Below are 23,411 nucleotides of genomic sequence, written 5' to 3' on the forward strand. Positions count from 1 at the left end.
TAGGAGAAAAACATGTTTGTAGATCAAGTTAAAATAAATATTAAGGCCGGTAACGGGGGAAACGGAATCGTTGCCTTTCGGCGTGAAAAGTACGTTCCTAATGGTGGACCTGCCGGTGGCGATGGGGGTCGCGGCGGAGACGTAATCTTAAAGGTTGATCCGGGTTTGCGCACCTTAATGGATTTCCGTTACCGTCACAAGTTTAAGGCCGAATCCGGGAAAAACGGGATGAATAAGCAAATGACCGGACGGAGTGCTGAAGATTTAGTAATTATGGTTCCGGGTGGGACAATCGTTCGGGATTTAACTACTGGCCGAGTAATCGGGGATTTAACAGAAAATGGTCAAGAACTAGTAGTTGCCAAAGGTGGCCGGGGTGGCCGGGGTAATATGCATTTTGCTAACCCACGGAATCCGGCACCAGAAATTGCCGAAAATGGTGAACCGGGCGAAGAACTGGAATTGCAGTTAGAATTGAAAGTTTTGGCAGACGTTGGACTGCTTGGCTTCCCATCAGTGGGCAAATCAACGCTGTTATCAGTAGTTACTAGTGCAAAACCTAAGATCGCTGAATACCACTTTACTACCTTAGTACCTAACTTAGGGATGGTTCAGTTAGATGACGGACGTGACTTTGTTATTGCTGATATTCCAGGACTAATTGAAGGAGCTTCTCAGGGCGTGGGGCTCGGGTTTGAATTCCTACGACACGTAGAACGAACTCGGGTGTTGCTTCACCTGGTAGATATGAGTGGGCTTACCGAAGCAGATCCGTTTACTAATTTTGAACAGATTAACGCGGAGTTAGAAAAATACAACCCCGATTTAATTAAGCGGCGGCAAATTATTGTGCCAACCAAGATGGATTTGCCGGGTGCGGACGAGCAATTAGCTGAATTCGAGAAAAAGGTTCGGGCCGATGAACGTTACCGTGATTTTGAGATCTTCCCAATTTCTTCGATTACGCATGAAGGCCTTAGCAAGCTGATTTCTCGGACAGCTGATGTCTTAGAATCGACGCCTCAGCCAACGGTAGTTAAGGATAATTCAGCCGATTCGACCGATAAGACCTACGAATTTAACGCGGACAAGGACTTTGAAATCGACAACGAAGACGGTGTCTGGGTAATTAAGGGAGCTAAAATTGAAAAGCTCTTTAAGATGACGGATACCACCCATGACGAAAGTTTGTTGCGCTTTGCACGGCAAATGCGAGGTATGGGAATCGATGATGAACTACGGCGCTTAGGTGCTCGAAATGGGGACAGCGTACAGATTTTAGACTTTGTATTTGAATTTGTAGAATAGCAAAAATCAGTGATTGAATACCATCACAAATTAACAAAACATTTGTGCGGGGTTAATCACTGATTTTTCACTTGAGAATTAAAAATTGTTTACGCAGGTAATAGCCAAAGAGGGGACTGGTTAGTCCGCTTGTGGGATTTACCAGCCAAAGCTTGGCTTGAGGCTGAGCCAACCGGGTTTGGGCGCGTAATTGGCCTAAGGTTAAGCCGGAATGACTTGACGGTCGGTTAGCCACGTGCAGTAAAATGGTTTGACCGTCATTGGTGAGGGTTAGCTTGGTGATTATGGAAACAACCTTTTGTTGTTCGCCCTTGAGAATCAGGTTGGAATGAAGTTCCACGGTGGATTTGATAAAGTTACTTAAATTCATTAGTGAAACCCTCCTCAATATTCTTTAAGCGGTTCTGCTAAAATAAGAATAGCTTAAAAGAAAAATGGATGCTAGTGATACAATTAAATTAAGTAAAAAATGGATGTTAAGGCAGTGTATAGGTGAAAGTATGCAACTTGAATTTTTAGGAACGGGAGCGGGAAGCCCCGGTCGTTTTAGAAACGTCACGAGTGTGGCATTGAAATTATTAGATGAAAGTAACGAAGTTTGGCTATTTGACTGTGGGGAAGCAACCCAACACCAAATTTTAAAAACTAATATCCGTCCGCGAAAGATTGACAAAATTTTTATTAGCCATTTGCATGGAGACCATATTTTTGGATTGCCTGGTTTTTTGAGTAGTCGCTCAAATCAAGGTGGCGATTCTGAATTAACCATTTATGGGCCAGCGGGGATTAAGGATTTTGTGATGACGGCGCTACGGATTTCGGAAACTAAACTGGCTTATCGCATCCGGTTTGTCGAAATTACGAAGGGTGGCAAGCTCTTTGAAGATGCGAACTACGTTGTAGAAGTTGCTGAACTAGATCACCGGATTAAAAGCTACGGATTCCGGGTTCGCGAAAAGGACCATCCCGGAGAACTATTGGTGGATAAGCTAAAGGAAATGGCAATTCCTGCTGGACCGATTTACGGGGAAATTAAGCAGGGTAAACAGGTTACTTTACCGGACGGAAAAGTAATTGATGGCAAAGATTTCATCGGCAAGCCGCAACCTGGTCGGGTAGTCACCATTCTTGGTGATACGCGTCAGACGGCCAATATTGAAAAATTAGCTTATCACGCCGACGTTTTGGTGCACGAAAGTACGTTTGGCAAGCAGGAGGGTAGTTTGGCAAGGAAATATTACCATTCGACCAATATGCAAGCCGCCCGAATTGCTCAAAAGTGTCGGGTAAAAAAACTATTGTTAACGCACATTTCAGCTCGTTACACTGGTAAACTCGCTAAACAGCTAGAAAAAGATGCTTGTACAATTTTTGCCAATACTAAAGTGGTTCAAGATTTTGATGAAATTGACGTTCCACTTCCGTAAAGGCCTGAGGTGGCCTATTTGGTAGGAAGTTAGGAAAAATAAAGGAGGATGATCTTTGATGAAAACTGCGGTAATTACGGGTGCTGGAAGTGGTTTGGGCCGGCAAATTGCGATTTTGAACTGCCCTTATTACGATAACTTGGTCCTTTTAGGGCGAAATTCAGATAGGTTGAAGCAAACCGCGCAGGACTGTTTCAAATGTGGCGCCCGGCAAGTATTTACGTTATCTTGTGATTTAACCCAAGAAGCGCAAATCGAAGCAACGGGGCGTTGGATTCGTAGCCATTTAGGCTCTGTGGACCTGTTGGTTAATAATGCTGGATTAGGTTATTTTAAAACGTTGTTGAATCAAGATTTTTCCGAAATTGACCGAACGTTGAGCACTGATTTAGCGGGAACCATTAAGCTAACGCGGGCGTTGCTACCGCTGATGGTTGACCACGTCGGTGAGGCGGCAGACATCGTTAACGTTGCCTCGATTGCTGGAAAAGTTGCTACCGCTAAGACCACCACTTATGCTGCGGCGAAGTTTGGACTAGTGGGCTTTTCGAACGCGTTACGCTTGGAATTAAAACGGCGGAACGTGCGGGTGCACACGATTAATCCGGGTCCAATGGATACGAACTTTTTTAACATTGCTGATCCAAGCGGTAAGTATCTTAAAGGCGTGCAAAACTTCGTCATTAGTTCTGACCGGGTTGCGTGGCTAACTCGTAGAGCAATTGAACAAAATCTGCGCGAAGTAAACGTTCCTAAGGTAATGGCTTTAGGAGCAGTATTTTATCAAATCTTTCCGCGTTTAGGTGACGGACTGGTTAACAGTCCAATCATTAACCGGAAATAACTGGAGTATGTTACTTAATGAAAGATAGTCGATTTAATTGGCAGGTACCTTCACTGCCGGATGTGGATATTGCGGGGTTAGCTAAAGCAACCCAGCTGGATCCAATCATTGTAAGAATCCTAGTTGCCCGGGGTTTCCGGACTGCCGACGAAATGACCAATTTTTTGGCAATGGATCAAAGTGTGGTACACGACCCGTTTTTACTGCACGACATGCAAAAAGCTGTCGAACGGATCATGTCCGCAATTGAAGCCAACGAAAAGATTTTGGTCTATGGAGACTACGATGCTGACGGGGTGACGAGTACGACCGTCATGTATGAAACCCTTGCTCAGTTAGGTGCGGACGTAAATTATTTTGTACCGAACCGTTTTAAGGATGGATACGGTCCAAACTTAGCGGAGTACCAGCATTTTATTAACGATGAGCAGGTTCAACTAATTGTGACGGTTGATAACGGGGTTGCGGGCAACGAAGCCATTAGTTACGCGCAAGAGCACGGTGTGGACGTGGTGGTAACTGATCACCACGAAATGCCCGATCAATTGCCTAACGCATACGCAATTGTCCATCCCCGACATCCAGAAGGAGAATATCCCTTTGGAGATTTATCTGGCGTGGGAGTTGCGTTTAAGGTGGCTTGTGCGCTATTAGAAGAAGTTCCCGAAGAGTTTTTGGACTTATACGCAATCGGTACAATTGCGGACTTAGTTTCGATGACCGACGAGAATCGCCTCTTAGTTAAGCTAGGATTGCAGCTAATCCCAGAAACGTCCCGAATCGGGTTGCAAAAATTAATCGCGGTGGCGGGCGTTGAAACTAGCCAGATTGATGAAGAAACAATCGGCTTTACCGTGGCACCCCGAATTAATGCCGTTGGTCGCTTGGGAGACGCTAGCCAAGCCGTGGAATTATTGACGACCTTTGACGAGGAACAAGCTACCGCGATTGCTAAGGACATTAACGCCACCAATACCAAACGCCAAGGGTTAGTTAACGAGATTTATGAGGTGGCGGCAGAAATTGCTAAAGATGAAGACCATCGCGATTTACAGACCTTAGTAATTAGCGGCCACGATTGGCATCAGGGAGTGCTGGGGATTGTTGCGAGCCGCTTAGTCGAACTGACTAACAAACCAACCATCGTGTTAAGCGATCAAAACCAGGATGGCGTATATAAAGGTTCCGGGCGTAGCGTGGCCAATTTAAACCTTTTTGAAGCCTTGAATCCGGCGCGTGAGCATTTTGAAGGTTTTGGCGGTCATCACATGGCAATTGGGATCACCGTTAAAGAGGCTAATTTGCCAGTTTTAGCGGACCAACTTGAAAAGGCTGCGGAACAAGCCCAACTCGATTTTCGGCAACGGCCGCAGTTGAATTTAGATGCTACGGTTGCAATTAGCGAGCTTTCCACGGACTTAGTACCCAAAATTAAGCAATTAGGTCCGTTTGGAATGGATAATCCGGTGCCTAAATTGGCAATTACCAACGTACGGGTTACCGATGTGAAGGCAATTGGTCAAAACCAAGCTCACTTAAAATTCACGGCAAATCAAGCTGGCCAACAATTAGCAGCCATTGCATTCCAACGCGGGGAGATCGCGGATAAATTAAGTCACTTATCCAACACCATTGACCTTGCCGGAACGTTGAGCATTAACGAGTGGCGGGGGAATGTAACACTACAATTAATGACCGAGGATTTGAAAATTAACGGATTGCAGGTGGTTGATCAGCGAACCACTAATTTAGCTAAGAATCTGTTCCGTGATGAGCAACAGTACATCTTTTTCAATCCCAAACTATTAAGTTTAATTGAAAAACAAAACTTGGGCCGTCAGCTTTATCTTTACGATTCCCCGGCGATTCAGGCCCATCAAGCCGTAGTACTGGTTGATTGTCCGCCTAGTTTAAAAGTTCTACGACAGGCTTTGCAAAAGTGGCAACCAACTCAAATTACAACTTACTTTTTCCACCAAACTGATTACTACGCAAGTGGGATGCCAAGTCGTACTGAATTTGCGACAGTTTTTGCGGCGGTCAAACGGCAACCATTAACTAAAGCGGCATTGTTACAGCTAGGAAAACAATTAAAAATTGACCAAGAAAAGGTTAATTTTATGGTAAAAGTATTCTTTGAACTAAATTTTGTTAAAATGGAACAAGGAAAGCTTTTGATAAATGACGAAGTTCAAACTCACCAATTATCTGAAGCTCCAATCTACCAAAAGCGTTTGGATTTAATTCAAACGCAGGAAAAACTACTTTATAGTAACGGTGATCAATTGGCAACCATGCTAACCCAGTTACTAAACGTTGAGAATGAGGGAGTGTCTTAAATGGCATTGGATTTACATGATTACATCGCAAGTATTCCGGATTTTCCAGAAAAGGGAGTTATTTTTCGGGATATTTCACCTTTAATGGGAAACGGAGAAGCTTTCCGAGAAGCTACTAATCAAATCATTGACTTTGCTAAAGAAAAAAAGGTTGAAATGGTTGTAGGACCCGAAGCACGCGGTTTTATTGTTGGCTGCCCAGTCGCGTACGCCTTGGGGGTGGGCTTTGCTCCCGCACGGAAGAAGGGTAAATTGCCAACTGAAACGGTTAAAGCTTCCTACGGACTTGAATACGGAAAGTCGTCGTTATATTTGGAAAAATCTGCCATCAAACCAGGGCAACGGGTTTTAATTACCGATGATTTACTAGCCACCGGCGGAACTATTGCCGCAACCATCAAGCTAGTTGAACAGCTTGGCGGGGTAATAGTCGGCACTGCCTTCTTAATTGAACTTAAAGACTTGCATGGACGCGAAAAGATTCGTGATTACGACATGCTTAGTTTAATGGAGTACTAAAGAACTTAGAATAAATAAACTTAGCTTACAAGAGTATTGAATTTGCTTTAATAAATGTTAAAACAAAGCGCCTACGGAGAAAAATCCGTAGGCGCTTTGTTGTGTTTAAAAAATATCAGATGCTAAGACGGTAAGCAAAATGCAATAAGTAAAGATCGATCAGCTAAGTAATGCGATGGTATAGGGCTTGAATAAAGAGGCCAAAATAGTTTTTATCCGAAATAGTGTTTTTTTAAAGTAGACCCTAAAAATACATTATTTATTGTATACGCCCTAATAATTTTACCATATTTTAAGTAACGAGTATAAATTAATTTCACGGTGAAAACAAGCTCAGAAGTACTGGTTTTAGTGCTTTTTTATGTAAAAGCATCGCGTTCTGCAAAAATATTTTTTTCACGTAACAGTACCTATATCCTTAATAATTTCCTTAAAAATTGATGTTTTTTTAGAGTCTACCTTAAAAATACATTTTCTCAATAAGTAATGGGGTTTAAATTTTCAATTTAAAATATAAATTCGTGGTTAGAAGTATGCGTGTACTTATCTGACTTATAAAAAAATAGCTACAACTAGAGAGCGGAGATTAAGTAACAGCGGAAATTTTTTGGAGGATTAAGCTAATGAAGTACGAAGTCAAGCAACATTATAAAATGTATAAAGATGGCAAATTCTGGGTTTTTAGCGGATTAGCTATTGTGGGATTAGTGGCTGGTTTGAATGTTACGGCACCAAGTGCATCTGCAGACACAACGGCTCAATCATCCGCTCTGACACCGGCCGTTACCAAGGAAGTCAAATCTCGACCAAGTGATGCAGTACAAAGTCCGGAGAAGGCAGTAACTACTAAAAGTCAAGTAACCGAAAATCAAACGGGAACCCAACCTTCGCGGGTGACTAGCAGTGATGTAACGACAAAATCGGTTAAGCAGACTGAGGCTGATGCGCAAACAAACTTAGACAGCGATTCGAAAGCGGATACAAAAGCGGTCAATTCAGATGCAACATCAGAAACAAAAACGGATTCGAAAGCCATTCCAAATTCAAAAGTATCGGATAGCTCAAAAAAGCAGGCAGACACTCCCACCACAGCCGATAACACGGTTAACAAGTCCAATTCGACGGGGCATGTAACTACTCCGGATTCTAGTTCGAATAATAAAGTGACCAGTTCAGAAAACACTTTAAGCAAGGATGAAAAACAAGTTAATTCAGTCACAAAAACCAAGACGCCTGGTGATAATCGACAATCGCCAAAAAGGGATGTGAAGAAAGAACCTAAAAATGTTAGCAGCAACGTCGCTAGCGGAACCTTTGGTACAAGCGCTTGGTATATCGATGCGGATGGTATGCTACATTTTGGTGAGGGCGAATTTGATTCAACCAATAATCGGTCGATGTGGCTTGACTATAAGGACAACATCACTAACATTTCATTTGATGGTAAAGTTAAGGCTAACAAAGAAGTTGGTCATTTATTTGGCGGTTTAACTAAGCTAAAAAATGTATACAAAATTGAAAATTTTGATGTATCGAACGCTAACAATTTTAGCTATATGTTCTCAAAGGATAGTTCATTAGAAAGCATTGGCGACGTTTCCGGCTGGAATACGGCCAATGTAAACAAAGCGGAATCAATGTTTGAAGGATGTATTCGTTTAAAAAAAATTGATGTTTCTAAATGGAATACGTCTAATATGGCTAGCATGAAACGGATGTTTGATTTTTGTAACGATCTCACGGAGCTTGACGTTTCCCATTGGGATGTATCAAGTGCTACTACTTTAGAAAGTATGTTTGATAGTTGCGCAAATTTAAAAAACTTGGATTTATCGCATTGGAACACGTCCAACGTAACTAACATGAATTATATGTTTGAAGCTTGTGGAGTTTCAAGATTAGATCTTTCACATATTGATATGTCTAATGTTACTAGATACGATAGAATGCTTACCGCTATGTCTAACTTGAGAGTACTGGTTTTAGGCAAGAAGACTAAAATTGCCGGTGCACATTTAAGTGAGCCCTCTTTTATATATACTTTTAACCGGTGGGTCGCGGTCGCCGGGGGAACAGAAGATAATCCTCTAGGTAAGCAACAATATACATCACACGAATTGATGGATCTTTATAATCCAAGCATGGCAGATACGTACGTAATTAGGCCATTTAAAACAATCAATGAAGACCAAGACGTTACCCAGACCATCCATTACGTAAACAAAAATGGCGGCCAGATGCTTCCAGACCATACCGAGACTCGGCATTACAGTCGGAAAGGACATCAAAATCCGGATACTGGTGAAATTTATTGGGAACCGTGGAAAATTGCTGATGGCGAAAATACTTATTTTGACCCAGTATATTCTCCTAAAATTTCCGGTTATACACCCGATATTAGGGTGGTTGATAAAACAATCATCGACGACGAACTCAGAGAAAAGGGCGGAATTGAAGTGACGGTGACGTACTCACCCAATGCTTTAACGGGTTCGGTCACCTATTGGGATGATGAAGATAATAAGAAAGTTAGTACGGGTAGCCTAAACGGTTCTACTGACGAAGACGGCAATTTTGTAATCAATGTGCCAGCACATTATGAAATCGATCCGGAAAATAATCCGAATGGGTACGTTGATGGGCAAACGGTTCATTTTACTTGGTCGGCTAAAGATGGTGCTAATGACTTTACGATTTATTTGAGACATAAACACCGGACGGTCAATGAAACGGTGCATTACATAGACAATCAAGGGAAAACTGTTTACCCGGATACCAGTGCGACGTTAACATACCACCGTGAAGTGGTAATTGATGAAGTGAACAACTCTGTAATTTCACGAGGTGAATGGCAACCAGACACCAGCAATAAATTTGTGGAATTCGACACCCCCATAGTTGATGGTTACGTGGCTGATCACGCGCACATTGAAGCACAAACCGTTGCTAAACCAGGGGAACCGAATCAAGACATTACCTTGACGGTGGTTTATTATCCAAGTGACGTAGATGTCGATCCAGAATATCCAATTGTGCCAGGCACACCGGTTGATCCGGTAAATCCAGATAGTCCAGAATATCCTGCTGGCATGGACGTTAACGATTTAAATAAGGATCTTACGGAGACTATCCATTACGTAGACAAGGATGGCAAACAAGTAGCTCCAGATCGGACGATTATGGTGCATTACACGCGGAAAGGTCATGTGCACTTTAACCAGGATGGTACGGCAACGATTAGCTACGATCCATGGAAAGCTGACGGAAACTATCCAGCGGTAGATTCACCGGTAATTGACGGGATGGTTCCGGATAAGCCAACGGTTGCGGAAGTCGATGGCAATAGTAAAGATGACGACTTTGAAGTGAAAGTAACTTACTATCCATCTGACGTGGATGTCGACCCAGACAATCCGATTGCACCCGATACACCGGTCGATCCGGATAATCCAAATAGTCCAGATTATCCAAGTGGTATGGACGCAAATAATTTGAATAAGGACGTTACCGAAACGATTCACTACGTGGATAAGGACGGTAAGCAAGTGGCACCGGATAAAACCGTCACGGTACATTACACCCGTAAAGGCCATATTCACTTCAATCAAGATGGGTCGGCTAAAATATCATATGATCCATGGGTAGCTGATGAAAATTACCCAGCGGTAGATTCGCCAGTAATTGACGATATGTTCCCCGATAAACCAACGGTTGCGGAAGTTGATGGTAATAGTAAGGCTGACGATTTTGAAGAAACAGTAACTTACTATCCATCTGACGTGGATGTCAATCCAGACCATCCAATTGCGCCAGATACTCCGGTAGATCCAGCAAATCCGGATAGTCCAGATTATCCAGCTGGCGTGAATGTAAACAACTTGAATAAAGACGTCACTGAAACCATCCATTACGTAGACAAGGATGGTAAACAAGTGGCACCCGACCAGACAATCACGGTGCATTACAAGCGGAAAGGCCATGTCCACTTTAACCAAGATGGTACGGCAGAAGTAATCTATGATCCATGGGAAGCTGACGGAAACTATCCAGCGGTAGACTCGCCAGTAATCGATGGGATGGTTCCCGATAAACCAACGGTTAAAGAAGTCGATGGAAACAGCGTGAAGGGTGATTTTGAGGCAACGGTAACTTACTATCCATCTGACGTGGACGTCGACCCGGATCATCCAATATCTCCAGATACACCGGTTGATCCGTCTAATCCAGATAGCCCAGATTATCCAAGTGGCGTAGATGTGGACGACTTAAATAAAGACGTCACCGAAACGATCCACTACGTGGATAAAGAGGGCAAACAGGTAGCACCTGATAAGACGGTTACGATCCATTACACCCGGAAAGCGCACGTGCACTTTAGCCAAGATGGTACGGCAGAAGTAACTTATGACTCATGGAAAGCTGACGGAAACTATCCAGCGATAGACTCACCGGTAATTGACGGGATGGTTCCGGATAAGCCAACGGTTGCGGAAGTCGACGGCAATAGTAAGAATGACGACTTTGAAGTGAAAGTAACTTACTATCCATCTGACGTGGATGTCGACCCAGATCATCCGATTGCACCGGATACACCAGTCGATCCATCAGATCCAGATAGTCCAGATTATCCAAGCGGTATGGATGTGGATGACTTGAACAAGGACGTCACCGAAACGATCCACTACGTGGATAAAGATGGTAAGCAAGTTGCCCCGGATAAGACGGTCACAGTGCATTACACCCGGAAAGGCCACGTGCACTTCAACCAAGATGGTACGGCGACGGTAACTTATGATCCATGGGAAGCTGATAGTGACTACCCAGCAGTGGACTCGCCAGTAGTTGATGGGATGGTACCGGATACGCCAACGGTTAAAGAAGTTGACGGAGACAGTGTGAGTGCTGATTTTGAAGTCACAGTAATTTACCATGGTTCCGATATTGATGTCGACCCAGACCATCCGATCACACCAGATACACCAGTCGATCCATCAGATCCAGATAGTCCGGATTATCCAAGTGGCGTAGATGTGGACGACTTGAATAAAGACATTACCGAAACGATTCATTATGTGGATAAGAACGGTAAGCAAGTTGCTCCGGATAAGACGGTCACAGTGCATTACACCCGGAAAGGCCACGTGCACTTTAACCAAGATGGTACGGCGACGGTAACTTATGATCCATGGAAAGCTGACAGTGACTACCCAGCAGTGGACTCGCCAGTAGTTGATGGGATGGTACCGGATTTGCCAACGGTTAAAGAAGTTGATGGAGACAGTGTGAGTGCTGATTTTGAAGTCACAGTAATTTACCATGGTTCCGATATTGATGTCGACCCATCGAACCCGGTATCTCCAGATACACCGGTCGATCCATCTGACCCAGACAGTCCAGATTATCCAAGCGGTGTGGATGTGGATGACTTAAACAAGGACGTCACCGAAACGATTCATTACGTGGATAAGAATGGTAAGCAAGTATCTCCAGATCAAACGGTCACAGTGCATTACACCCGGAAGGGCCACGTGCACTTCAACCAAGATGGTACAGCGACGGTAACTTACGATCCGTGGAAGGCGGATGGTGATTATCCGGCAGTGGATTCACCAGTGATTGATGGCATGGTTCCAGATACGTCAACGGTTCCAGGCGTCAAGGGAAATGATGTGACAAAAGACTTTGATGTGACGGTCATTTACCATGCTTCGGATATTGATATTGATCCGGATCATCCATACGAACCAGATACACCAGTGGATCCATCTGACCCAGACAGTCCAGATTACCCAGCTGGGGTAGACGTAAACGACTTGAACAAGGACGTCACCGAAACAATTCATTACGTGGATAAGAACGGTAAGCAAGTTGCCCCGGATAAGACGGTCACGGTGCATTACACCCGGAAAGGCCACGTGCACTTTAACCAAGATGGTACGGCAGAAGTAACTTACGATCCGTGGAAAGCGGATGGTGATTATCCGGCAGTGGATTCGCCGGTAGTTGATGGCATGGTACCTGATGAGTCAACAGTTGCCGAAGTTGACGGGGACAGCGTGAGTGCTGATTTTGAAATTACGGTTATTTACCACGATTCTAATTATGATATAGATCCATCAAATCCGGCATCACCGGATACGCCAGTGGATCCATCTGACCCAGATAGCCCCGACTATCCAGCGGGAGTGGACGTAAACGATTTGAATAGGGACGTCACCGAAACCATCCATTACGTGGATGAAGATGGTAAGCAAGTTGCCCCGGATAAGACGGTCACAGTGCATTACACCCGGAAAGGCCACGTGCACTTCAACCAAGATGGTACGACAACGATAACCTATGATCCTTGGGTAGCGGATGGAAACTTCCCTGAAGTGGATTCGCCAGTGGTTGATGGCTACGAACCAGATCAGCCAGAAGTTCCAGCGATGGATGCGAATAGTGTTGGAAATGATTTTGTTGTCAACGTTATTTATCACGTAACTGACGACGATCATCAAGTGACACCACCAGACGATGATCATGATAATCCGACACCAGATCATCCAGAAACTCCGGATGATAATAACAACGATAGCCAAGTTCCAGTCGATCCGGAAACTCCAGATGATGACAATAATAACCAGGTTCCAGCTAACCCAGAAGTTCCAAATGGTGATAATGGAAATTCAGTGCCAAATCAGCCAGAAATTCCAAATGGTGATCATAATGAAAACCAGGGCTCGGAAGATCCAGTGCTTCCTGCGGATAACAGCGGAGAAGTTGACGGGACAGCGGCTACTCCAGACACTTCGAATGGATATAATAAGAGTGATCAATTTCCAGGTGAACCAGTCAGCGCGGTGAGAACCAATGAGGATAACCAGATATCGGCTAAGGAACGGACGACGCTTGTGAAACGTGGTCGGTTACCACAAACTAACGAAGCAGATTCTAATATTATGAGTGAAGTTGGGGTACTTAGTTTGCTGACAATTTTGTTTGGATTCTTCGGATGGGGTAGAAAACGGAAGCGTGATGGCGAAGAGTAATTTATTTACGCATCTAATTTGATTACGAATCAAAAATAATTAGTGCTTCGCTTATTAATGATATTTTCTGGTCCCTTACACGTAGAGTTAAAAATGAATAACTAGTCACGCCGTTTAAACCGAAAAGACCATTATGCCAAATTCAGGCATAGTGGTCTTTTTAGTTAATATCCAAAAACGAGCTGCCTTTTGGCGCACTTTCTGGTTTGGTTTAAGAACGACTTAACGCCTTTTTTGGAGAAAAAACAGTTGAATAGTATTTTTTGAGTAAAAATGTTTGCTAACAACCCAACGTCATCATTTATAAAGGAGGTAGGCAATTAGTTTTAGGAAAAGGAGAACCAATAATGGCTTATTTAAAGATTATTGTTCCGCTAATTTTAGTTGGTGGGATTTATCTGTTTTGGACAATTAATGATATTTGTCGGATTTCACGAACGCATTACTTACCTAAATGGGGTTGGATAGTGGCGACATTGTTAGCAATTCCGGTAGGCGGGATCGCATATTATCTATTAGAGCGACGGGAAGGGAGTTGGTAGAATGGGTAATTTAGTAGAAATTCATGATTTAACGGTCCGCTTCAAGGATTTCGCAGCTTTAAAAAAGGTGAACGGTAAAATTACTAACCGACCGGGAGTGGTGGGTCTGATTGGGCCAAATGGAGCAGGAAAAACAACCCTCATCCACGCTATTTTTGGTCAAGAACCAGTAGGGCATGGACAAATCTTAATCGACCAGATGGCAAAATTGGCATATTGCCCAGATACTCCCGAGTTTGAAAAATATTTAACTGCTCGTGAGATTTTACAACAGTCACTTCGCTTGGATAATCAACGCATAAATGAGAAACAAATTTTAACTGCGTTGCAACAAGTTGGCTTAGCGGAACACCAAAACCGGTTAGTAGGTGGATTTTCTCGAGGAATGAAGCAACGATTAGGAATCGCCGCTGCCAACATCTTAAAACCCCAACTGCTATTTTTAGATGAACCTACCAGTGCACTGGACCCGTTCGGTCGACAGGCAATGTTGGGTCTGATTAATGAAATAGCACAAACTACGACGGTGGTAATTTCGAGCCATCTACTTAATGATATCCAGCAAATTGCCGAACGATTGCTCGTACTTAATCGTGGAGAAATGATTTTTTCAGGAGCGTTGACAGATTTTATCGCAGGAACGGATGATTCGGTTGAAATATTAGTTAAATCGGTTAACGCTAAGGATCGGGTAGTGGCTGCCTTACAGCAATGTCAAATTGTGGTAAAGGAGATTCAACGACATCAAATTGAGTTTCCAGCACAAGATTTTGAAAAAGGGCTAGGCGAATTAAGTAGGTTAGCTGATGATGTGGTAATGATTAATCGAAGTAGTCAAGACCTTAACCATGCTTTTGAGCGGTGGATTCACTCAAAAGATAAGGAGAAAGTTAAATGAAATTAGAATTACGACAGTGGACTCGAAAACAGCGGATGTTTTTAATATTACTCATTGCTGCATTAATGGGGATTGTAGCACCATTATCGGCATATTATAGTGATCAACTGATAGAAAAATTTGGTGGCGGCAGTGTTGCCAGTATTCAGCTTCCATCTCCGACTTGGGATAGTTTGATGACTTCTTACTTCCAAAGTACGGAGCAAGTAGTACTTTTTATCATGGCATATTTGGTTGCGGATGCCTGTACTTTAGGAAAAAATCCCGCACAACAACTTTTTTATTTAACGCGTGCCAAAAAGGCTGGACCAATTTATTTTCCAAAAATGGCGGCAGGATTAATTTGTGTGGTTTTAGGCACGGTAATGGGGGCTGGTTGGGCAGTTTATGTGGATTGGGCTTTCTTTAGCAGCACCATTCGTTTCGACTTAGTATGGCCAAGTTTACTGTTACAAGCGTTAGGCATTGTAACGAGTGTTATTTTGGCAAGTACGATTGCCATATATTCTGGCGCACCATTTTTAGCTGCGGGAGTAATTGAAATTGGCGTTTTAATTAGCAGTTTGTTTAGCCAGCTTGAAGGATTTATAAAATGGTCGCCCACCAACCTTTTGAACCCGACAAATTGGTTAATTCATCCAGTTAGTTGGACTGATTTATGGCGACCTCTGGTACTTATTGGAATTCTAATTGTGGGATGTTTAATTTTGATAATGGTTAAACCATTACGTAACCAACATGCGGTTCGACGAGTTGAAGCAATTACGGAATAAATTACTGTAACGCTAGGTATACAAGCAGTTTGATAATGCATATCCATTGCGGGTCAAAGGTGAGAACGGAAGGCATATTGCTTCTTTATTAGGAGGACGGGTGTTATAATTCGTGGCAAATAACGTTATTAGTTTTATTGAATAGTAGATCTACTAAAATTTTTAGAGAAGGGTCGAATAGAGATGTCAGAAAAATTAACAACGGAGGCTGGACAACCGTGGGCCAATAACCAACATACGCAGACTGCTGGAAGTCGCGGTCCGGTATTGATGCAAGACTACAATTTGCTGGAGAAGTTGGCCCATTTCGATCGGGAACGGATTCCCGAACGGGTTGTGCACGCCAAAGGTGCTGGTGCGAAGGGGTATTTCAAGCTAGAAAATGACATGAGTCCGTATACTAAGGCGGACCTTTTCAACGGAATTGGCAAACAAACCCCCTTGATTGTGCGCTTTTCCCAAGTAGCTGGAGAAAAGGGCTACCCAGACACGGTTCGCGATGTGCGCGGATTTGCGGTGAAATTTTATACTCAGGAAGGTAATTACGACATTGTTGGAAATAATACTCCGGTATTCTTCGTAAACGATCCGCTCAAGTTTCCTGATTTCATCCATTCTCAAAAGCGGGATCCCCAAACTAACCGACGTACTCAGGACATGCAGTGGGACTTTTGGGCCCATTCCCCAGAATCGTTGCATCAAGTTACTTATTTAATGGGTGACCGGGGGCTCCCAGCATCTTATCGAACGATGAACGGTTATGGCTCCCATACTTTTAAATGGGTTAACCAAAAGGGCGAAGCCTTCTGGGTCAAGTACCACTTCATTTCAGATCAAGGCGTTAAAAACATGACGAATGAAGCTGCAGCCGAAGCCACGGTTAAAGACACTGACTATCTACAAGATGATTTATATGACGCCATTGCTCAAGGGGAGAACCCATCGTGGACGCTCTACGTTCAGATTTTGCCGTACGAAGCAGGCCTTCACTATAAGTGGGACATCTTTGACGTAACCAAGGTGATTTCTCATAAAGATTACCCATTGATTAAGGTTGGAAAGATGGTGCTAAATGAAAATCCAACTAATAACTTCACGGACGTGGAAGAAGCGGCAATGTCACCTGCTAACTTAGTTCCTGGAATTGAAGCTTCGCCAGATAAATTATTGCAAGGTCGGCTATTTTCATATAAAGACACGCAAAGATATCGTTTGGGAGCAAATTTTGAAGACTTGCCGATTAATCGTCCGGTAGTCCCGGTACACAATTATGAACGTGATGGCGCTATGAAGGCCACGCAGGGACCGGAAGTAAATTATGAACCCAACTCCTTTGACGGACCTACTGAAGATCGGGATGCTTCCATTAAACCTTTCAAGGTGGACGGGGAAGCGATGGCACAACCTTATGAATACCAGGTTGATTATACGACTCAAGCAGGCGACCTTTATCGCCTAATGTCCGCAGTTGAAAAAGATCGGTTAATCGACACAATTAAGGGAGCTTTAGGCCAGGTTAAATCTGACGAAATTAAACGGCTGGAAATTAGTCAATTTTATGACGCTGATCATGATTACGGCACCCGAGTTGCGAGGGCTTTAGGCATGGACATCAATAAAATTGTTGGTGAAGCAGAACGATAAAGCAAAACCGACGCTCAAATTTAAAAATATAAATAACAAAGATTGAAGGGGCTTTAATCACCATGTGGTAAAGCCTCTTTTTCGAGTGCTCTGTCTTAAACCGTACTAGTAAGGCAAGGTGGCAACTTAGGAAGCGTTTTTGCAACAAAAATTAGAAATATTGTGGATCCCCCTAAAAGACGGTAACCTTGGTCAATGAAGGGAGGCTTTTAATGATTTACCTTGAGTTTAAATGGGATTTAAAACAAGCAATTGACAAAGCTACCATTACTCTACACCCCGATAATAAAAAGTACGCTAGCAAAATAACAAGAAGTTTTAACTTCAAAGATCAGGTGGAAGTAATTAATCCCAAAAATGAACGAAGGCTTAAGATTGATATTTCTCAGATTTATCTAATTGAAGCGATGGATCATCTTTCGAAACTTTATACGGTAAATAACCAAGTCTACTATATCAGGGGAAGGTTGAAAGATTTAGAAAAATTGGCGTTGAAAAATTTAATGCGGATTAATAATTCAACGATACTGAATATGGACCAGGTTACCGAATTTAAGAAAGCGACGTATGCACGTATAGAAGTACATACTAAAAATGCGGAAAGTTTCATCGTTAGCCGGCATTATGCTAAAAAAGTGAAGGAGGGGTTAATTTGATAACTCAACTAAAACATACCTTTTTTCAGACGAGCTTTCTGTTCATGGGGTGGTTGATAGTAGTAATTGAACTATTTTGCCCGCATTTGGAAATGACACCTAGTTACCTATGGCATCTCTTATTAATCGCCATTATTGGCGGGAGTGTATTTGGCGTTATCTATCCGTACATATGGAACTACACAACATGGGGGGCGCTTAGAAATATTGGCTGCACAACATTAATAAATTTTGGCGCACTTCTTGGTGGACTAGGGCTTTTTTCTAGTAAAATTCTTAAAATGGTTTTGCCTTTCTGGTGGGAAATCTTGATACTTACTTTAATACTGCATATCCTCACGTTCTATTATTATCGTAATTACCAAAATCAAAAACTAATTCAGCAACTTAACGCACCACATTCCAGAAATTAATCCTTTAGAGGGTCTTTCTTGTAAATTAACGAGTATTAGTGATAAAATGCATTCAATTAATGATGAAGACGTTTTCACTAAGATGTGCACGCAAGGAGGAATAAAATGGACATTGAATTAAAACGACCGGTATTTACAAATGAGGATTGTATAGCGATTTTAGGGGATTTAATTGCGATTAATTCTACTAACGATCACGAAATTACGGTGGCAAAGTACTTACAAAAATTATTAAAGGAAAATGGGATTGACGCTAAAGTTCTTCGCTATAGTGACACTCGGGCAGATTTGTTAGCGGAAATTGGTTCAGGCAGCCCGGTTCTAGGAATTTCGGGACACATGGACGTGGTTGATGCAGGTGACCCAACTGAATGGACCAGTAATCCGTTTGAACTAACGGAACGTGATGGCCGTTTGTATGGACGTGGCGCGGCTGATATGAAATCTGGCTTAGCAGCTATGGTAATCGCTTTGATTGAAATTAAGCACAACCGCCTGCTGAAGAAGGGCACCATTCGGCTAATGGCCACCTTTGGTGAAGAAGTGGGCGAAGAAGGATCGCAAAAAATTGCTGAAATGGGACTGATGGACGACGTGGATGCTTTAGTGATTGGCGAACCGAGTGGCTATGATCCGGCATTTTCACATAAGGGTTCCTTAGATATTAGGTTAACTTCTAAGGGGCAGTCCGCACACAGTTCGATGCCCGAAGACGGTAAAAACGCTATTGATCCGTTAATTGAAATTTTGCACGCGGCTAATCACCATTTCCGTGATTCCGCAGTTGAAAATGAATTACTTGGGCCGTTAACCTTCCATACCACAATTTTTAAGGGTGGGAACCAGGTTAATTCGATTCCGGCAATGGCCGAAGCTGAAATTAACGTGCGAACGATTCCAAATTTTACCAATCAACAGGTGATTGCTGACCTTCAAAAATTAGTCGATCAGCAAAACGACGCGGGCGCGCAAGTTAAATTGGAAGCCTACATGACTCAGGATGCGGTGGAAACAACTGGAAAAAGCCGGCTGATGGAATTAATTCAACGAGTCGGTAGCGAATTTCGTGGTGCGCCAATTAAACCAGGGGTGATTCCGGCGGTCACCGATGCTTCTAATTTGCTAAGGGATAAGGATGAAGGTTTTCCATTTGCGATTTGGGGGCCGACCGGTGACGGAGTTCACCAAGTTGATGAATACGTTGAAAAGGACTTATATTTAAACTTTATTAAGATGTATATTACGGTATTTACGCAGTATCTAAATGCCCAAAAAGACTAGCCAATTAAGTAAAGAGGAAGACAAAAGTTGGGTAGTTTAGGAACATTTACTGAAAACTGACCATTAAGCCTGAATTTGGTTTAATGGTCGTTTTTGGGTTGAACCGAAAAATTGACTTTTGCTTCTATAATAGTAAAGGCAACATTCCAGCCTGATTTTCCAAAAAATCCATCCTTAAAAAGGATTACTTTAATCTTTCTCAGCCTCTTTTTATTGAAAAAATTACTTGACGATTCAGGAGAAAAGAGCGCCTTTCTCGGAACTACCTGTTACAGAGGGTTTTTATTTGAAAAATTTACTTATTAATGGTAACCTCTAACTTTAGTTTAGTAGTTATGTTAATTGAACGGGATTTTGGTATTATAGATAAGTGCTAGACCAATAAATGTTTAAGGGGATTTGAGAATGGAAAAGAAAACGCGCAAAGATTATGGCGCGGCTGGTTTGTTACCATTACTGATTTTTTTGGTGCTGTACGTAGGCTGCTTAGCGGTCTTTACGATTAAAGGTGCCAAGGATCCGTCTTCGTACATGCCACGACAGGTAGCAATTTTAGTGGCGTTGTTGTTTGCTTTAATTTTCTTCGAACCGCGGGCAAAGTTTGCCAAGAAAATGAACATCTACCTAAACAACGCCGGAAATGCAGGAGTAATGAACCTTTCTTTGATTGTAATGATGGCGGGGGGCTTTTCTTCAGCCGTAGCAATTTCGGGAGGACAGTCTTCAATCGTTAATTTAGGAACTTCGTTGATTCCAAGCCAATTTCTGGTACCAGGAATCTTCTTGATTGCGGCAATCATTTCACTGTGTATCGGAACTTCTACGGGGACGATCGTAACCATGGCGCCAGTGACCTTTTCGCTAGTAGCAGCTGCACACTTAAACGCAGGAATGGCTGGGGCAGCGGTAATTACCGGTTCGTACTTTGGAGACGGACTCTCAATGATCGGTGGAACTACCATTTCAGCGGCAGCGGGAGTGGGCGCAAGAATGCGTGATAAGTTTTTATGGCAAATTAAAATCGCCGTTCCAGCAGCGGTAATCACGATTATTATTTATACTTTAATGAGTTTAAATAATAGCAGTGCTAGCAATATTCATGCTGGCAGTTATAACATAATTACCATTTTGCCTTACTTAGTAGTTTTAATTTTGGCTGTCATGGGAATGGACGTGGTACTAGTACTAGCTTTAGGCACCGTAATGGCCAGTGCAATAGGGATGGCGTTGGGTAAAGCTTCCCTGTTTGCGTGCGCAAAGGCGATTGGTAACGGAATGGAAAGCATGTTCTGGCTAGCAATCTTTGCGATGATGGTTAACGGAATGGTTGCATTAATGCGGCACTATGGCGGAATTGATTGGATGGTCCACGTGTTCACCCGGCATATCAAGAGCAAGGCAAGTTGTGAAGCCCTCATTGGAATTTTGAGTTTCTGTGTTACCGGGGCAATCGTTAATAACAATATTTCGGTTTTGATTACTTCACCGATTGCTAAGGAATTAGGTGACCAATACCAAGTTGATAAGAAGGTGCTCGCCGGAGTGATTTCCATTTTTGCGGTTACGGCTTCGATGGTCATTCCTCAAGATTCCGCGATGATGATGACCCTTCAACTTGCGGGGAAGAGTACGAACTACTTAGACTTGATTCGTTACATGGTTTACCCAGTGGTCTTGATGGGCTTGACGTTTATCGTTAACTATATCAACGCAAAACGTTCTGCAGCCTAGAAAACTACAATAAAATACTAATAAACAGCTACTTTAGATAAAGTAGGTTAAAACGAAAACGAGAGTGCGACAAAAGTCGGTTAGTTTGTGAGGATTAACTGAAAAACGACCGTTATGCCTGAATTTGGCGTAACGATCGTTTTTTTGTTAAACAGAACCAACTGACTTTTGGCGCACGTTTTGACTTTATTAAGGGCAAAACACCAGCAGATTTAGCTTTTGCAGTTTCTTTTTTATGGGTTAATTAAAAAAGGAGCAATGTAAGTTTTCATCCATGAAAATGCTAGGTTTTGCTTTGAAGGTAGGCATGACATTCTTTAAAATAATTTGTCACTATCATCATTATTCCAGATGGCGAATGCCAATATTTGCCATAAAACTACCACTAGTAAAAATTCAGGCTTAAAAACTAAGATGATAACCAGGACAGTGGTTTGGATTGTCATATATTTTATGTTTGTCAAATACCGATATATCTTCATTTTTCTTATGTCATGGGCTTTTTTATACTGTTTTCTTTTTATGTCGTCATTTGAAATTACGTAGCTTAGAACCAAGTAAGCCGCGGTCCATATAGAAAAGATAATGGCGTAAAAAATTTCCGGTCCCTGTGCTTTCAAATCTCGCCCAATCCAGGCAGTTGCCATGGGGATGAAAGAAGTCGTGAACATCCAAAAATTGTTTGCCCAATAAACTCTTTTGGAAATGCCGGCAGTCTTGCTAAACATGTAATGATGACTATACCAGGCCACTCCAATCAGGAGGTAGCCAACCGTGTATGAAAAAAGGTATGGCAACTCGCTTAAAATCGCACTTAATTGACTAGAATCGGGAACTTTAAGTTCTAAGACCATAATTGTCAAAATTATTGCCAATACAGCATCAGTAAAGGCTTCAACTCTTGATTTATTCATAATAATTTCCTTTCTTTTCTAATAAAATTATACAGCACTGGAAAGATTTTACTATTAAGACCGTTTGAAGTAGCAAACTCCCAGAAAAATAAGCATGAAACTTTAGGGGAACTCAGCAGATTTTTTTACAAAATACGTTATTAGTGCATATTGTTTGTGTATAAAATGAACATTTGTTATTATTAGTGCAATGAAGGGGGGCGTAATAATGGGAATTATTTGGACATTAATTGTAGGAGCTATTATTGGTGCAATTGCAGGTGCACTTACTAGTCGTGATTTACCAGCAGGTTGGTTAGGTAACATCGTTGCTGGTTTAATTGGTGCTTGGTTAGGCCAAAGCTTATTAGGAACATGGGGACCATCCTTAGCTGGAATGGCACTAATTCCTTCGATTATCGGAGCGGTAATCTTAGTAGCTGTTGTATCATGGTTTATTCAAAGCCGTAAGAATTAGCAATTTTTAGTTATTAATATTTAAGGAAGGACGATCTGTAAGGTCGTCCTTTTTTGTGTTCGAAAAGACTACATTCACAATTTTAAATTTGGCCAGTAAGTTTTTGATTAATCCGACAATCATTCTGGATGTCAGAAGCCATTATTTTTGTAATGGCAAACCGAGAAATGGTATCCTCATTACAAACATTAGATGTTGGTAATGACTTATTAGATAGGAGAATGCAAAATGAGAGATGCGGGACGAATTTTAGCAATTCTAGTTGCAGCAGTAGTGATTATTTTTGGATGGAAGTATTACGAAGACACCTACCAAGCAAAAACGGCGTACGCGGTGGTTCCTGCCGAAGTTCCCGTTAAAAAACAAGCTACTGATGACGATGGAAAAGCAATCACTGGCGAACACGCTTACGATTATAAATTTAAGTTCGTTTTAAAAAATGGTGAAAAGCGTACGCTAGATTACGAACTATCGGGAGAAAAGGTTAAGCCGTTTACTCCTAACGCGGTCATTAAGGCTGAGATTTCGAAAAAACGGGCAATAAAGGGACCTAACGAGATCAGCAAGGACAAGGTGCCTAACAAGGTACGTAAAATTTTGAATATCGATTAAGGATGTTTTTAACTGATGAGCT

18 protein-coding genes are annotated in these 23,411 nt (G+C 42.4%); 16 read left to right on the forward strand and 2 right to left on the reverse strand.

All coding sequences use genetic code 11. The features are described 5' to 3' along the window. Positions 1 to 12 precede the first annotated feature (12 nt). Positions 13 to 1,308 carry a GTPase ObgE gene (gene obgE / locus I6H64_RS02685; protein ID WP_002831941.1) on the forward strand — a complete coding sequence of 432 codons (1,296 nt, stop codon included), beginning with the start codon at positions 13 to 15 and terminating at the stop codon, positions 1,306 to 1,308. Between the two features lie 67 nt (positions 1,309 to 1,375). Here the strand turns inward: obgE and I6H64_RS02690 are convergent, their stop codons facing one another. Further along, positions 1,376 to 1,678 (reverse strand): hypothetical protein, encoded by a 303-nt coding sequence (locus I6H64_RS02690; RefSeq protein WP_008841320.1) that lies wholly within the window; start codon positions 1,676 to 1,678, stop codon positions 1,376 to 1,378. A gap of 130 nt (positions 1,679 to 1,808) precedes the next feature. Here I6H64_RS02690 and rnz point away from each other — a divergent pair, with 130 nt between their 5' ends. The 13 genes from rnz (at position 1,809) to I6H64_RS02755 (ending at position 21,406) form a co-directional block, all read left to right on the forward strand. After that, positions 1,809 to 2,735: a ribonuclease Z gene (rnz, locus tag I6H64_RS02695; protein ID WP_002830452.1), complete on the forward strand. Its 927-nt coding sequence runs from the start codon at positions 1,809 to 1,811 to the stop codon at positions 2,733 to 2,735. Between the two features lie 58 nt (positions 2,736 to 2,793). Continuing rightward, entirely contained in the window at positions 2,794 to 3,579 is a 786-nt protein-coding gene (locus I6H64_RS02700) for an SDR family NAD(P)-dependent oxidoreductase (protein ID WP_008841319.1), read from the forward strand. A 17-nt stretch (positions 3,580 to 3,596) separates the two neighbouring features. After that, the gene (recJ, locus tag I6H64_RS02705) at positions 3,597 to 5,918 is read left to right on the forward strand and encodes a single-stranded-DNA-specific exonuclease RecJ (protein WP_036685244.1); all 2,322 of its coding nucleotides are present in this window, start codon (positions 3,597 to 3,599) and stop codon (positions 5,916 to 5,918) included. Further along, on the forward strand, positions 5,919 to 6,437 hold the full coding sequence (locus I6H64_RS02710) for an adenine phosphoribosyltransferase (protein WP_008841317.1): 519 nt from the start codon (positions 5,919 to 5,921) through the stop codon (positions 6,435 to 6,437). A 623-nt stretch (positions 6,438 to 7,060) separates the two neighbouring features. Beyond that, on the forward strand, positions 7,061 to 13,468 hold the full coding sequence (locus tag I6H64_RS02715) for a mucin-binding protein (protein ID WP_198458924.1): 6,408 nt from the start codon (positions 7,061 to 7,063) through the stop codon (positions 13,466 to 13,468). A 347-nt stretch (positions 13,469 to 13,815) separates the two neighbouring features. Further along, complete coding sequence (locus I6H64_RS02720; protein ID WP_008841314.1) at positions 13,816 to 14,010, forward strand: hypothetical protein; 195 nt, start codon at positions 13,816 to 13,818, stop codon at positions 14,008 to 14,010. A 1-nt stretch (position 14,011) separates the two neighbouring features. Continuing rightward, positions 14,012 to 14,908 carry an ABC transporter ATP-binding protein gene (locus tag I6H64_RS02725; RefSeq protein WP_008841313.1) on the forward strand — a complete coding sequence of 299 codons (897 nt, stop codon included), beginning with the start codon at positions 14,012 to 14,014 and terminating at the stop codon, positions 14,906 to 14,908. Further along, positions 14,905 to 15,681, forward strand: a complete 777-nt coding sequence (locus tag I6H64_RS02730) for an ABC superfamily ATP-binding cassette transporter membrane-spanning subunit (RefSeq protein WP_008841312.1) — start codon at positions 14,905 to 14,907, stop codon at positions 15,679 to 15,681. Before I6H64_RS02725 ends, I6H64_RS02730 begins: the two co-directional genes overlap by 4 nt. Positions 15,682 to 15,864: 183 nt before the next feature. Then, positions 15,865 to 17,325 carry a catalase gene (locus I6H64_RS02735; protein ID WP_056984951.1) on the forward strand — a complete coding sequence of 487 codons (1,461 nt, stop codon included), beginning with the start codon at positions 15,865 to 15,867 and terminating at the stop codon, positions 17,323 to 17,325. A gap of 212 nt (positions 17,326 to 17,537) precedes the next feature. After that, positions 17,538 to 17,981 carry a LytTR family DNA-binding domain-containing protein gene (locus tag I6H64_RS02740; protein ID WP_005917330.1) on the forward strand — a complete coding sequence of 148 codons (444 nt, stop codon included), beginning with the start codon at positions 17,538 to 17,540 and terminating at the stop codon, positions 17,979 to 17,981. Beyond that, positions 17,978 to 18,394 carry a hypothetical protein gene (locus I6H64_RS02745; RefSeq protein ID WP_005917328.1) on the forward strand — a complete coding sequence of 139 codons (417 nt, stop codon included), beginning with the start codon at positions 17,978 to 17,980 and terminating at the stop codon, positions 18,392 to 18,394. The genes I6H64_RS02740 and I6H64_RS02745 overlap by 4 nt, the downstream gene beginning before the upstream one ends. A gap of 105 nt (positions 18,395 to 18,499) precedes the next feature. Beyond that, positions 18,500 to 19,675, forward strand: a complete 1,176-nt coding sequence (locus tag I6H64_RS02750; protein WP_008841309.1) for an ArgE/DapE family deacylase — start codon at positions 18,500 to 18,502, stop codon at positions 19,673 to 19,675. 405 nt (positions 19,676 to 20,080) lie between these two features. Then, positions 20,081 to 21,406: a Na+/H+ antiporter NhaC family protein gene (locus tag I6H64_RS02755; RefSeq protein WP_005917323.1), complete on the forward strand. Its 1,326-nt coding sequence runs from the start codon at positions 20,081 to 20,083 to the stop codon at positions 21,404 to 21,406. A gap of 317 nt (positions 21,407 to 21,723) precedes the next feature. On the opposite strand, the gene I6H64_RS02760 is transcribed toward I6H64_RS02755, so the two are convergent. Next, complete coding sequence (locus tag I6H64_RS02760) at positions 21,724 to 22,320, reverse strand: TMEM175 family protein (RefSeq protein ID WP_008841306.1); 597 nt, start codon at positions 22,318 to 22,320, stop codon at positions 21,724 to 21,726. A gap of 208 nt (positions 22,321 to 22,528) precedes the next feature. Between I6H64_RS02760 and I6H64_RS02765 the strand changes: the two genes are divergently transcribed. Next, positions 22,529 to 22,777, forward strand: coding sequence for a GlsB/YeaQ/YmgE family stress response membrane protein (locus I6H64_RS02765; protein WP_005917319.1), 249 nt, complete (start codon positions 22,529 to 22,531; stop codon positions 22,775 to 22,777). A 228-nt stretch (positions 22,778 to 23,005) separates the two neighbouring features. After that, positions 23,006 to 23,389 carry a YxeA family protein gene (locus tag I6H64_RS02770; protein WP_008841303.1) on the forward strand — a complete coding sequence of 128 codons (384 nt, stop codon included), beginning with the start codon at positions 23,006 to 23,008 and terminating at the stop codon, positions 23,387 to 23,389. The last annotated feature ends 22 nt before the right edge of the window (positions 23,390 to 23,411 follow it).

The organism is Pediococcus acidilactici, from assembly GCF_016127815.1.
GTDB lineage: Bacteria > Bacillota > Bacilli > Lactobacillales > Lactobacillaceae > Pediococcus > Pediococcus acidilactici.

Bases quoted from the DNA above. Each gene is read 5' to 3' on its own strand.
- obgE (WP_002831941.1), top strand. From the start codon at position 13: ATGTTTGTAGATCAAGTTAAAATAAATATTAAGGCCGGTAACGGGGGA.
- I6H64_RS02690 (WP_008841320.1), bottom strand. From the start codon at position 1,678: ATGAATTTAAGTAACTTTATCAAATCCACCGTGGAACTTCATTCCAAC.
- rnz (WP_002830452.1), top strand. From the start codon at position 1,809: ATGCAACTTGAATTTTTAGGAACGGGAGCGGGAAGCCCCGGTCGTTTT.
- I6H64_RS02700 (WP_008841319.1), top strand. From the start codon at position 2,794: ATGAAAACTGCGGTAATTACGGGTGCTGGAAGTGGTTTGGGCCGGCAA.
- recJ (WP_036685244.1), top strand. From the start codon at position 3,597: ATGAAAGATAGTCGATTTAATTGGCAGGTACCTTCACTGCCGGATGTG.
- I6H64_RS02710 (WP_008841317.1), top strand. From the start codon at position 5,919: ATGGCATTGGATTTACATGATTACATCGCAAGTATTCCGGATTTTCCA.
- I6H64_RS02715 (WP_198458924.1), top strand. From the start codon at position 7,061: ATGAAGTACGAAGTCAAGCAACATTATAAAATGTATAAAGATGGCAAA.
- I6H64_RS02720 (WP_008841314.1), top strand. From the start codon at position 13,816: ATGGCTTATTTAAAGATTATTGTTCCGCTAATTTTAGTTGGTGGGATT.
- I6H64_RS02725 (WP_008841313.1), top strand. From the start codon at position 14,012: ATGGGTAATTTAGTAGAAATTCATGATTTAACGGTCCGCTTCAAGGAT.
- I6H64_RS02730 (WP_008841312.1), top strand. From the start codon at position 14,905: ATGAAATTAGAATTACGACAGTGGACTCGAAAACAGCGGATGTTTTTA.
- I6H64_RS02735 (WP_056984951.1), top strand. From the start codon at position 15,865: ATGTCAGAAAAATTAACAACGGAGGCTGGACAACCGTGGGCCAATAAC.
- I6H64_RS02740 (WP_005917330.1), top strand. From the start codon at position 17,538: ATGATTTACCTTGAGTTTAAATGGGATTTAAAACAAGCAATTGACAAA.
- I6H64_RS02750 (WP_008841309.1), top strand. From the start codon at position 18,500: ATGGACATTGAATTAAAACGACCGGTATTTACAAATGAGGATTGTATA.
- I6H64_RS02755 (WP_005917323.1), top strand. From the start codon at position 20,081: ATGGAAAAGAAAACGCGCAAAGATTATGGCGCGGCTGGTTTGTTACCA.
- I6H64_RS02760 (WP_008841306.1), bottom strand. From the start codon at position 22,320: ATGAATAAATCAAGAGTTGAAGCCTTTACTGATGCTGTATTGGCAATA.
- I6H64_RS02765 (WP_005917319.1), top strand. From the start codon at position 22,529: ATGGGAATTATTTGGACATTAATTGTAGGAGCTATTATTGGTGCAATT.
- I6H64_RS02770 (WP_008841303.1), top strand. From the start codon at position 23,006: ATGAGAGATGCGGGACGAATTTTAGCAATTCTAGTTGCAGCAGTAGTG.